Source organism: Clostridium aquiflavi (assembly GCF_031344075.1).
Classification (GTDB): Bacteria; Bacillota; Clostridia; order Clostridiales; family Clostridiaceae; genus Clostridium; species Clostridium aquiflavi.
Window position 1 is genome coordinate 1 of the sequence record NZ_JAVJAN010000009.1, and the last position, 11,606, is coordinate 11,606.

Genomic DNA, 11,606 nt, shown 5'->3' on the forward strand with positions numbered 1-11,606 from the left:
AGCTTTATTTTAGAGTTCTTAAAGTAAATTCCTCTGTCCATGAGCTTTATACTACAATATCAACACTGTTTTAAAACATAGCCTTTTAATTAAAAGTCTTCAAAAATTCTACAATTTCATAAACAAAAAAAACGATAACCAAAAATTAACTTTGAATTATCGTTTTTTTACTTATGCTGTATTTTAGCAAAGTGTTGATATATGCATAAGCAAAGTGGACTGAGTAATTGAACTTAGGAATACTAAAATGAGTATAGTCCTATTTTAGCTTGCTCCCAATATAAAATTGTACTGTGTGAAAGTTCGTGTTTCCAAATGTAAAATTTGGACACTTACTTTTGACAAGCAGTAAATATGAATATAAAAAGAAACTCGACTCCTATATAGTCGCTGAGTAAGTTCAATGAACGAAATATAAAATTTCAAATCTCACTTAACAATTCTCAAAGTCCAATTACAATGCCACTTTTCCTATTGCATATATCAACATTTTTTTAACATAACCTTTATTTAAAGTATATGTTTAATCCATTAATTCATTTATTAATGTATCTCCTGGATTTTTAATTTTTATATTATCAAAATATTGATAATAATAACATCTGATTGTTCCATTATATAACTTTCTATTTTTAGTAGATTTTATTCCTAACAATTTTTCAAATCCTTCAATAGACGTTAAAATATTAAAGTCCCACTCATTAAGTTTTCTCTTCATTTGGCCCATATAATTATAAAGAGGCTCTAATGTTTCTCTTTCACCAATTCTTTCACCATATGGTGGATTTGATATTATGAACCCATGCTTTTTAGAACTTGAAAAGCTCATGAAATCTCTCTTTTGGAATTTTATATACTTAGAAACTCCTGCTTTTTCAGCATTATCCATAGCAACTTTTAAAACTCTATAATCTATATCATATCCTATTAAATTTATTTCTTTATCTTTAACTGCTTTTTTAGCTCCATCTTTAACCATGGCAAATGTGTTTCTTATGTCATCAGACCACTCTTCTGCCACGAAGTTTCTATTACATCCTGGTGCTATATTCAATGCTATCATAGCAGCTTCTATAAGTATAGTTCCTGATCCACAAAATGGATCTACAAGTTCAAAGTTATCATTCCATCTTGAAAGTAAAAGCATTGATGCTGCTAATGTTTCTTTTAATGGTGCTATTCCTGCTAGTTCTCTATATCCTCTTTTGTGTAATCCAGGACCAGTAGTATCTATTGTTAATGTTACTTTGTCTTTTAAAATAGCAACTTCGATTTTATATGTAGAACCACTTTCACTAAAAGTTTCAATTCCATAATGTTCACTCATACTGCTAACTACAGCTTTTTTTACTATAGATTGGCAATCAGGTACACTATGTAGTGTTGATTTTACAGATTTCCCTACAACATGCATAATTCCATCTTTAGGTATTATTTCGTGCCATTTCACATTCTTAGTTCCTTGAAAAAGTTCCTCAAAAGATTTTGCTTCAAACTCAGCCATTTTAATTAATACTCTATCAGCAGTTCTTAAATGGACATTGGCTATAGCTATATCCATTTCATCTCCTTCAAATGTTACTTTCCCATTTTCAATTTCTAGATCTTCATAACCAAGCGCTCTCAATTCTTTTGCTGTTATGCTTTCTATACCAAAAGTACTTGTTGCAATTAAATTATACATAGTTTGCTCCTTTTATAAAATTCATCTATTATACTAATTAATAGAATCATATATTTTTACAGAATCTTCTCCATCAATTTCATTTAACATAACTTTTATAACTTCATTTTTAGATGTAGGTATATTTTTACCAACATAATCTGCTCTTATAGGTAATTCCTTATGACCTCTATCTATTAAAACAGCTAATTGTATTCCTTCTGGCCTATCTAAGTCCATAACTGCATCAATGGCTGCTCTAACTGTTCTGCATGTATATAATACATCATCAACTAATATTACTTTTTTATCCTTTATAGTTGTTTCTATATCGATACTCTTAACTTTTGGATCTTTTTCAACGATAGTAAGATCATCTCTATATAAAGTTATATCAACATATCCAACATCTACTTTCCTACCTTCAATGCCTTCAATTTGCTCTGCTATTCTTTCTGCTAATGGATATCCCCTTCTTTTTATACCAATAAGGACTATATCTTCTACACCTTTATTTCTTTCAATTATTTCATGAGAAATTCTAATTAATGTTCTTTTTATCGCTTTATCATCTAATAAAGTTGATTTTAATTCCATAATTTCTTCCCCCTATTAATACTATATTTTATCTTAATTTTTGTAATACTTCTTCAAAATATTGTGGTAATTCTGTTGAAAATTCCATGTATTCATTTTTAGTTGGATGTATAAATCCTAATTTTTTAGCATGTAACATTTGTCCCTTTAATTTAAATCTTTGTTTTTTAAATCCATAAATAGGGTCTCCAACTAAAGGATGATTAAGTGATGCCATATGTACTCTTATTTGATGTGTTCTACCTGTTTCAAGTTTACATTTTATAAGCGTATATCCTAAATCATATCTTTCTAAAACTTCATAATGAGTTACCGCTCTTCTTCCATCTTGAGTTATTGCAATTTTTAGCCTATTTTTCTTGTCTCTTCCTAAAGGCTTATCTATGATTCCAGAATCATTCTTAAATATGCCTTCTACTAAGGCATAATACTCTCTATTCATTGAATGATCTTTTAATTGAGAAGCCAATTTATTATGAGATTCATCATTTTTAGCTATTACTAATACACCTGAAGTATCTTTATCTATTCTATGTACTATTCCTGGTCTTATAACTCCATTTATACTAGATAAGTCAGTACAATGAAATAATAATGCATTTACCAGCGTTCCATTGTAATTACCTGGTGCTGGATGAACAACCATTCCTTGTTCTTTATTAACTACTATTATATCCTTATCTTCATATAATATATCTAAATCTATATTTTCAGATTCAACTTTTAAAGTTTCAGCTTCTGGTATTGTTATTGATATTTCATCCCAAGCTTTTAATTTATAATTGCTTTTAATTAATTCACTATTTACCTTAATGTTTTCTTTTTCAATAAGGCCTTGAACAAAAGAACGAGATTTTCCATTTAACATTTCGCTTAAATATTTATCTATTCTAGTTCCCTCATTCTCTTTGCTTACTGTTAAAATATTTTCTTCCATAAAAATAATAGCCTTTCTGTAAATATTCTCTCAATATTATAATATAATCCTATATATTACTCAACAAATATATATATATAAATCACTAAATGTACTATAATGATTGTCGATTTTTTTACCCATACAATAAAAATTTTTCATTGTAATATATTATCCCTTATCATTTAAATACTTTTTCCTTTTTATCATTAAATTATGTTTTAATCAAATAAATAAAAATACCTTTAAACTGTAATTATGCATAACAATTTAAAGGTAAATAAACTTACATAATATAAATTTTACTCCTTAGCAAAAAAGCTTTTTATTTCACTTAAATCCTCAGTAAGTGAATTTTTATCGTAATCAATCAAATCATCATCTGAAATTTCTACTTCTACTTCTTGATCAACAATATCCTTTTCTTTCATGTCTCCATCATCAATAGGTTCTGAAACGTTATAATTTTTTATAAAATCTTTTTCTAAATCATCAAAAGTTTCAAGTTGAGTATTCATGAAATTTCTGTATTTTGCTCTAAATTTAATAAATTCTTGTTTAACTCTTTCATATTCATCATTAATGCCAATAACATCATTATGAGATTTATCAAGAACTTTTTGAGCAGTTTCATTTGCATTTTTAAGTACTAATTCGGCTTCTTTTTGTGCACTACTCTTAGCTTGTTCTGCTGCATTTTGTGCTAAAACTAATGTATTTTGAATTGTTGTTTCAATTTGTGAATAATGATCAACTTTTTCTTGCATATTTGTTAACTTTTCTTTTAAATTAGAATTTTCTTTATATAGCTCTTCATAATTTTCTACTATTTCATCTAAAAATTCATCAACTTCTTCTACGTTATATCCTCTTAATCCTTTTTTAAATTCTTTATTTGTTATATCCATTGGTGTTAACTTCATAAACTCACCTCAACTATGTATATTTTTTTATAATCAGTTTATATTTTCCGCTTTTACTGCTTCCAATAACTTCTCCTACAATGAATTTTCCAATTCCTCTTATAACAATTCTCTCATCACTTTTAACTTCATAACTTTTATCTTTAATCTTATTATACTCAATTAAAACTTGACCTTGATCTATTAACATTTGAGCTTTTGCCCTAGATAACTTCGATATTTTTGAAACAATCCCATCAATTCTTAAAGATGAAACTAAAATAACATCCTCTTTAAATTTTATTTCAGGAAAGTCTCCCTCATTTTGTATTTCAGTAATACGGCAGGGAGTCTTTCCAATTTTATCAACATTAGATAATAGAAAATTTAATACGTCTTCATGTATAGGCAAATAACATACATTATCTTCAACTATTAAATCTCCAATTTTATTTCTTTCTATTCCTAGTGATAAGATTCCACCTAAAAAATCCTTATGCTCTAAATTGGAAAACTTAGATTTTCCTTCAACCTTAAGTAACCTTATAGGAAAAGGACTATCATAAATATTATTAAATGAAATCATTTTTCTTTCTGAATCCTTAAAAATACCTTCACAAGTAACTTTAAATTTGCTAGTTTCACAATTTTTCTTAAACCATTTCCATACCTTTGGTGAATAAAAACAATTCCCAAAAACAGGTATATCTTTATCTACTGCTAGCATATATTTTTCATATAAGTTTAATGCCTCAATTTTATCATCTTCTGAAAAATAATTTATTATTTTTTCTTTCATAATTAATAAATTATAGATAATATAACAGCCTTAATTATATCTAATGCAAAGATTGCAAAAATAGGTGAAAAATCTATCATCATATTTGGCATAAACTTATATTGAAGCTTTCTAAATGGTTCTAGTACTGGATAAGTGAAGCTACTTATTATATTAAGAAATTCATTTTGCTTTCCTGGAGAAATCCAAGAAGATATACATTCTATTAGTATAGCTAATTCTATTATTCTAAAAAGTATACTAATAAAATTCCCAATAATAAATGCCATGTCTCCTCCTATTTTGACCAATTAAATAAAGCTTTTGAACTTAATTCATTCTTTAACTCATTAGTTACTTCTACATTTGATGGAGAAAGGATATAAACACCTTTTTCTATTTGTTGAAGTTCCCCGCCTAAAGCATAACAAGAACCACTTATAAAATCTAATAATCTTTGTGCTATTTTTAATTCTAACAAAGTGGTATTTACTAAAACTATTCTTCTATTTTTTAAAGCATCACAAATTTCTGTTGCTTCTTCGTAATCAACCGGCTTTGTTATTGTTACTTTTGTTGTTGGCGATGTATGAATATTTACAACCTTGCTATTTTTTTTATTTGTAATAACAGGTTCTATCATGTCTTCTACATCATCATCTTCTGAATCTTCATAATTTTCATCATATTCATCATATTCATCATATTCTTCGTCCCCTAATCCTAAAAATGACTTCATTTTTGTTAATACATTACTCATTATTTTTCTCCTCCTGTATTATAATTTCTTTCTCCAAATATCCCCTGTCCAATTCTCACCAAGGTAGAACCTTCTTCTATTGCCTCATTAAAATCATGAGTCATTCCCATAGAAAGTACTTCCATTTTTATATTCTTATATTCCCTTACCTTTAAATAATCGAATATTTCCTTCGTTTCCTTAAAGTATTTTCTATTATTTTTTTCATCACCTTTAGGAATAATAACCATAATGCCTTTAACTAATACATGATTACAATTTTCAATAGCTTCTATTATGTCTGGTAGTTCTTCTTTTAATATTCCACTCTTACTTTCTTCTCTACCAATATTTATTTGAATTAATACATTTGCCACTGTATCATTTTTTTCAAAAACTTTTTCAATTTCATTTAAAAGTTTTATACTAGACAAAGAATGTATTAAGTGAACTTTATTCACTAAATATTTTACTTTATTAGTTTGAAGTTTACCTATTAAATGCCATCTTATATCCTTTGGAAGATTTTCTTCCTTATTAACAAGTTCTTGTACTTTATTTTCACCAAAATCTCTAATTCCTGCTTCGTATGCTTCTTTTAAATCCTCTATAGGTTTGGTTTTAGAAACAGCCAGGAGCTCTACATTTTTAGGAATTTCTAATTTTAGCTTTTCTATATTTTCCTTAATGCTCATAGTCTACTCCTTTTACTTATTATTCTCTATCTTTAATATTATTCTCTATAAAAATTAAATTTCCTTTAATAAAGTATATTAAAATTAAAATTTTTTAATTTTTTTTAATTATTTTCGTATCTTTTCATAAATTCAATCTCATTAGCAGCTCTACTTGGGAGCAATGTTATTTTATCTTTTTCTTCTATTTCTACATAAAGATTTCTAATTATAAGTTCTTTTACGTGACTTCCATCTTCTAACAATGCAGTCTTTAGCTTTTCTGGATCTCCAATTGCATATATACTAAATGGAGCTGACTCCATAGTATTATCATCAAATCCTATAAAAGCCCAATTACATATTACCCCTGTACATGGGACTACCCTATGATTATTAACACTAATAGCTTCTGCTCCTGCTTTTCGCAGCTCATTTAAAACTAATGCCATATCATTATCATGAAATATTTTATCCGTCACTTCAAACTGTGAGTCTTGTTCTAAATTAATGCTTGCATCATTTATTTTTAATACTATTCCAGGACCTTCAACTTGACTTGAGCCTACAAATAATTCATAATCTAAAATTTGAGCTTTCATATCTTCAAGAATTTTATCGTTCTTTTCATCTTCTTTCATATAGTCATTAATTTTATCTTTAATTTCACTATTATTTTCTTTTAGATTTCCTATTTCTTTATACAAATTAGCTCTTTCTTCTATAGCATCTTTATATTGTTTAGCATTTAACTCTACAAATGACTGTATTTCTCCAAGATTAATATTTGTTGAAATTAAAATTCCTAAAATTAAAGTTGTAAGAAAAATAAGGAATGTCTGCTTACTTTTATTCACAATCTCACCTACTTTAGCGCGATTTTAATTTTTCCAATAGGAGTCTTCTTATTATTGCAAAGTTATTAAAAATTCTTCCACCAAATACTATTACCGCCGCTATGTATATAGGAATTCCAAGTTTATCTCCAAGATATGCTAAACCTGCCGCAAGCAATGCATTACCAAAAAATCCTGATATAAATATATCTGTTTGAAAATTCTTAGATAAATTTGCTCTTACTGCACCAAAGACTGAATCTAAACATGCAAGTATTGCAACCGACATATATGGTGAAAAACTTTCAGAAATATTAACATCAAATACAAAACCTAATATGACTCCTATTAATAGACCAATTATTGCAATCAACTTTTTTCCTCCTTATAATTCTATTCTTTAACTGCTTTTATAAACTCATTCTTTATAGATTGAGTTGTTTTTAAAATCAATATATCATCACTTGTTTTAACTTCACAATTATAATTAGGAAGTGCTCCATAATCTAAAGACCCTGGAAAGGATATACCTACATTTAATCTTCCTTTATCTCCAATAACATTTATAGTTATTTTATCATTAGGATATATTCTGCCTGATGAACCTATAGATATACCATTACCTGCTATTTTTATTCCTGTTTGTGGTGTTATTCGTATATCATTTATAGAAATTGCCTCTGCTCCTGAATACCAAAGTAAATTTACAATATGAACAAGTTCTTCTTCACCTAAACTTACCCCACTTACTCCAGTGTTAGATTCAAATATTGATGTTTTAGGAGTTATTGTAATTACTACTCCTGGTCCTTTAACGTCAATTATACCCAAATTCATTCTTGAAGTATCTAACTTATTTTTAATTTCTTTTCCTAAATCGCCTTCTTTAGCAGCTGATTCTTCTAGTACCTTAAGTTCTTCTGATAATTCACTATTTGACTTTTGTAATTCCTCTTTTTCTTTTCTTAAGTTTTCTAGTTCTGCAATAATATTATTTTTATCATAATTGCTTATTTCCGTTGGACCATTTTTATTTGATAACATCTTAAATTGATATGCCAATAAAAAACCTAAAAGTGCGCATACCAGTGCTACAAAAATTTGTGATTTAGATATCTTCATTTTTACCTACCTTTCCTATTCATGATAATATACAGGTGCACCTTCAAAACTAACATCTATGTATCCTTTAGTCATTGATACTTCTGGACTTGACACAATATGGATTACTTTATTCATTTTATCTAATAAATTTTCATCATTTCCTAGTCTTCCTTCTACTTCCCCTATATATACTTTAATATTAGTTAAATCCTGGAGATCAATAGATTTAATATTATATTCTGTTGGATTGTTTCTCACTATATCATAGAAAGTAGTTAATATTTCACTAATTCTATCATCATCTAAGACTTTTTCTCCAACTTCCCCTTCTTTATATTCAATACCTTTTATTTCTACTAAATTTCTTCCTTTTAAGTCATCAGTTCTTTCAAGTAAAACTAATCTATTACTTAAAATTAATTTATTTTTACCTTCATCTATATAGTAAATTCCCTCTTTTTCCACTATATTTATATTTATTTGTTTAGGAAATTTTTTTGTTACTGTCACAGACTCAACATAAGGATTTTTTTTAGCTTCATTTGTCAAATCAGACTTACTTACAAAAAAAATATTTTCTCCAAGTACCTTTTCACATCTCTCTTTTACATCTTCACCAGTTATTATTGGATTATTTGTAACTGCTACCTTTTTTACTATAAAAATATTTGATTTAGTAATAAATATTATTATTCCCATAATTAAAAAAAGAAGCGTTATTATTATTTTCTTTATGAATCTTTTACGCTTAGACTTTATAATATATTTATTTGTTTTTTTTACCATGCCCATCCCTATTTCTCTACTTAATAATATATATTTAAAATTTATCTTAAAATAAAATTTTTTAATAAATTTCTTATATAATAATACCACTTTGTTTGAAAATTTTCATCAACTTTTTAATAGATTTTACATAATAAGAAAAACTTAATAAAATAAGAGTCATAATTTTAAAATAATTATGACTCTTATTTTTATTTAAGGCTATGTTTTAGGAGTGTGTTGATATATGTATAAGTAAAGGTGAGTTTAGTAATTAAACTTATAAATACTAATTAAATATTCTCAAAGTCCAATTACAATTCCACTTCACCTATTGCATATATCAACATATAATTTTAAAGAATAACTTAATTTACTTATCCTTTTTTCCTTCTGTCTGACGCGATATATTTAAGAGGACTCCCATAGCTGCCATATTTATTACGAGGGACGTTCCTCCATAACTTATAAACGGCAATGGTACTCCTGTAACAGGCATTGAACCAGTTACAACTGCAATATTTATTAAAGATTGTACTGCGACAACAGATGTTATACCAATTGCTAATAAAGTTCCATAAGTATCTTTTGCACTCATAGCAACTTTTATACCTCTCCATATAAAAACTACAAAAAGCATTATTATACACAAACAACCAATGAGTCCTAATTCTTCTCCTATTATTGCAAATATAAAATCATTATGTGGTTCTGGCATATATAATGTTTTTTGTCTTGATTGCCCTAACCCAAGACCTGTAATGCCTCCTGCACCTAATGCATAAAAAGATTGAATTAATTGATATCCATTTCCTGTTGGATCTTTCCATGGATCTATAAAGTTTAACATTCTTGCTCTTCTATAGCCTTCTCCTAAAGTAAATATAGTCGCTGCCGCTACCATGAGTGGAGCAACTATTCCAAATAGATGTTTTATTCTTCCACCAGCTGAAAAAAGAACAATAAATGTAACTATCATTATTACGGATGCTATACTTAAGTTTTTCTCTGCTAATACTAAAGCCGCATATATTCCTGAAACAAATAAATATGGTACTATACCAGTTGAAAAATTCTTTATTCCATCACCTTTCATTTCTATACTCTTAGCTAAAAATAGAACTACTACATATTTGGCTAGTTCAGATGGTTGAAATGATAATGGACCTATCTGAATCCATCTTTGAGCTCCATTTACTCCTGGAAATAAAAACACAACTAGCAATAGGGGTATACACCCTATCATAAGCCATAATGTATATCTTTTGATTTTATGGTAATCAATTGACATCGTTGTCCCTAAAACTATCATTCCTAAAACAGCCCAAACAAGTTGCCTTTTTAAAAAGTACATACTATCATTGTTTTTAAACATAGCATAATAAGAACTTGCAGAGTATACCATAACAACTCCAACTGCCAATAGTAAAACTACGCTATAGAATATCCCATAGTCTATTTGACCCATATTCTTTTTTTTGAGTTTACTAACTCTCATACACAAATCCTCCAAACTTAATTACTAAGTTAATTAAAATAATGTTATCGTATTAAGCTTTGTTTTAAGGCAGTGTTGATATTATACTAAAATATCAGCATTCATTTAAAACATAACCTTTCAATTATTTACTTTCAATTAATTAAAGTGCAATAAAGCCTATGATGCATAGTATTAATGTTATTATTGAAAAGACTGTAACTAATTTAACCTCACTCCATCCACATTGTTCAAAATGATGATGGATAGGAGCCATTTTAAATACTCTTTTACCTGTCGTCTTAAAAGATGTTACTTGTATTATAACAGACAATGTTTCTATTACATATATTCCACCAACTATTATTATGAATAATGGCATTTTTAGTATTAAAGCTATTGTTCCTATTGCACCTCCAAGAGCTAATGATCCAGTATCCCCCATAAATATTTTTGCTGGGAAAGCATTAAACTTAAGAAATCCTAATAACGCACCTGCAAGAGCAATTGAAAACACTCCAACTTGATAATGTCCTGTTTTAAAACCTACTATTGCAAAGAAAGTTAAAACTATAACGGTTACTGATGACGCAAGACCATCTATTCCATCTGTAAGATTTACTGCATTAGTTGTTGCTGCATAATATACAACTACTAATGGTATATAGAAAATTCCTAAATTCAATTTAGAATTCATAAATGGAATTATAATATCTGTTCCTATATTAGTATATCCATAATAAGCTAACGCAATAGAAAATAGTAATAATAAAATCATCTTTTGATAAGCTCTTAGCCCTAAATTATCTTTATGAATTATTTTTAATATATCATCTAAAAACCCAATTACACCAAATGCAATCAATGAGTATAATATTATCATACCTTCATCAGTTGGTTTATATCCTATAATAAGCATTGTTACGCTCACTGAGATAAAGAATATAAGACCTCCCATAGTTGGAGTACCTGATTTTTTCAGATGGCTTTTAGGACCATCACTTCTTATGTTTTGACCAAATTTTAATTTATGCAGCATAGGTATAAATATCGGTCCTAAAACCATTGAAAACGCAAATCCCATTAATAATGCTGATAAAACTGTTGGATTTAATAATTCTTTTATTGTATCCCCCATCTTATACTGCCTTTTTT

At 27.6% G+C, this 11,606-nt stretch carries 14 protein-coding genes; all 14 read right to left on the minus strand.

Going from position 1 to position 11,606, the window contains the following annotated elements; translation table 11 throughout:
- Window positions 1–523: 523 nt before the first annotated feature.
- Entirely contained in the window at window positions 524–1,684 is a 1,161-nt protein-coding gene (locus RGC78_RS04290; protein ID WP_252213307.1) for a THUMP domain-containing class I SAM-dependent RNA methyltransferase, read from the minus strand.
- A 33-nt stretch (window positions 1,685–1,717) separates the two neighbouring features.
- Complete coding sequence (pyrR, locus tag RGC78_RS04295; protein WP_252213304.1) at window positions 1,718–2,260, minus strand: bifunctional pyr operon transcriptional regulator/uracil phosphoribosyltransferase PyrR; 543 nt, start codon at window positions 2,258–2,260, stop codon at window positions 1,718–1,720.
- Window positions 2,261–2,288: 28 nt separating this feature from the next.
- Window positions 2,289–3,197, minus strand: a complete 909-nt coding sequence (locus RGC78_RS04300; RefSeq protein ID WP_252213301.1) for an RluA family pseudouridine synthase — start codon at window positions 3,195–3,197, stop codon at window positions 2,289–2,291.
- A gap of 281 nt (window positions 3,198–3,478) precedes the next feature.
- Window positions 3,479–4,099 (minus strand): DivIVA domain-containing protein, encoded by a 621-nt coding sequence (locus RGC78_RS04305; RefSeq protein WP_252213298.1) that lies wholly within the window; start codon window positions 4,097–4,099, stop codon window positions 3,479–3,481.
- 13 nt (window positions 4,100–4,112) lie between these two features.
- Window positions 4,113–4,877 (minus strand): YlmH family RNA-binding protein, encoded by a 765-nt coding sequence (locus RGC78_RS04310; protein ID WP_252213295.1) that lies wholly within the window; start codon window positions 4,875–4,877, stop codon window positions 4,113–4,115.
- 2 nt (window positions 4,878–4,879) lie between these two features.
- Window positions 4,880–5,146 carry a YggT family protein gene (locus RGC78_RS04315; RefSeq protein WP_252213292.1) on the minus strand — a complete coding sequence of 89 codons (267 nt, stop codon included), beginning with the start codon at window positions 5,144–5,146 and terminating at the stop codon, window positions 4,880–4,882.
- An 8-nt stretch (window positions 5,147–5,154) separates the two neighbouring features.
- Complete coding sequence (locus tag RGC78_RS04320; RefSeq protein WP_252213289.1) at window positions 5,155–5,616, minus strand: cell division protein SepF; 462 nt, start codon at window positions 5,614–5,616, stop codon at window positions 5,155–5,157.
- Window positions 5,616–6,290, minus strand: coding sequence for a YggS family pyridoxal phosphate-dependent enzyme (locus RGC78_RS04325; RefSeq protein ID WP_252213286.1), 675 nt, complete (start codon window positions 6,288–6,290; stop codon window positions 5,616–5,618). Before RGC78_RS04325 ends, RGC78_RS04320 begins: the two co-directional genes overlap by 1 nt.
- Window positions 6,291–6,394: 104 nt before the next feature.
- Complete coding sequence (locus RGC78_RS04330) at window positions 6,395–7,126, minus strand: DUF881 domain-containing protein (protein WP_252213283.1); 732 nt, start codon at window positions 7,124–7,126, stop codon at window positions 6,395–6,397.
- 13 nt (window positions 7,127–7,139) lie between these two features.
- Entirely contained in the window at window positions 7,140–7,478 is a 339-nt protein-coding gene (locus RGC78_RS04335; protein ID WP_003371191.1) for a small basic family protein, read from the minus strand.
- A 20-nt stretch (window positions 7,479–7,498) separates the two neighbouring features.
- Window positions 7,499–8,227, minus strand: a complete 729-nt coding sequence (locus tag RGC78_RS04340; RefSeq protein WP_252213280.1) for a DUF881 domain-containing protein — start codon at window positions 8,225–8,227, stop codon at window positions 7,499–7,501.
- 15 nt (window positions 8,228–8,242) lie between these two features.
- Entirely contained in the window at window positions 8,243–8,908 is a 666-nt protein-coding gene (locus tag RGC78_RS04345; RefSeq protein ID WP_252213277.1) for a cell division protein FtsQ/DivIB, read from the minus strand.
- A gap of 439 nt (window positions 8,909–9,347) precedes the next feature.
- Window positions 9,348–10,472 (minus strand): stage V sporulation protein E, encoded by a 1,125-nt coding sequence (gene spoVE / locus RGC78_RS04350; RefSeq protein WP_252213274.1) that lies wholly within the window; start codon window positions 10,470–10,472, stop codon window positions 9,348–9,350.
- A gap of 142 nt (window positions 10,473–10,614) precedes the next feature.
- Entirely contained in the window at window positions 10,615–11,589 is a 975-nt protein-coding gene (gene mraY, locus RGC78_RS04355; RefSeq protein ID WP_252213271.1) for a phospho-N-acetylmuramoyl-pentapeptide-transferase, read from the minus strand.
- Window positions 11,590–11,606: the final 17 nt, after the last annotated feature.

What these genes read in the sequence shown, in the direction of transcription:
- RGC78_RS04290 (WP_252213307.1), bottom strand. Translation starts at nt 1,684, where the DNA reads ATGTATAATTTAATTGCAACAAGTACTTTTGGTATAGAAAGCATAACA.
- pyrR (WP_252213304.1), bottom strand. Translation starts at nt 2,260, where the DNA reads ATGGAATTAAAATCAACTTTATTAGATGATAAAGCGATAAAAAGAACA.
- RGC78_RS04300 (WP_252213301.1), bottom strand. Translation starts at nt 3,197, where the DNA reads ATGGAAGAAAATATTTTAACAGTAAGCAAAGAGAATGAGGGAACTAGA.
- RGC78_RS04305 (WP_252213298.1), bottom strand. Translation starts at nt 4,099, where the DNA reads ATGAAGTTAACACCAATGGATATAACAAATAAAGAATTTAAAAAAGGA.
- RGC78_RS04310 (WP_252213295.1), bottom strand. Translation starts at nt 4,877, where the DNA reads ATGAAAGAAAAAATAATAAATTATTTTTCAGAAGATGATAAAATTGAG.
- RGC78_RS04315 (WP_252213292.1), bottom strand. Translation starts at nt 5,146, where the DNA reads ATGGCATTTATTATTGGGAATTTTATTAGTATACTTTTTAGAATAATA.
- RGC78_RS04320 (WP_252213289.1), bottom strand. Translation starts at nt 5,616, where the DNA reads ATGAGTAATGTATTAACAAAAATGAAGTCATTTTTAGGATTAGGGGAC.
- RGC78_RS04325 (WP_252213286.1), bottom strand. Translation starts at nt 6,290, where the DNA reads ATGAGCATTAAGGAAAATATAGAAAAGCTAAAATTAGAAATTCCTAAA.
- RGC78_RS04340 (WP_252213280.1), bottom strand. Translation starts at nt 8,227, where the DNA reads ATGAAGATATCTAAATCACAAATTTTTGTAGCACTGGTATGCGCACTT.
- RGC78_RS04345 (WP_252213277.1), bottom strand. Translation starts at nt 8,908, where the DNA reads ATGGGAATAATAATATTTATTACTAAATCAAATATTTTTATAGTAAAA.
- spoVE (WP_252213274.1), bottom strand. Translation starts at nt 10,472, where the DNA reads ATGAGAGTTAGTAAACTCAAAAAAAAGAATATGGGTCAAATAGACTAT.
- mraY (WP_252213271.1), bottom strand. Translation starts at nt 11,589, where the DNA reads ATGGGGGATACAATAAAAGAATTATTAAATCCAACAGTTTTATCAGCA.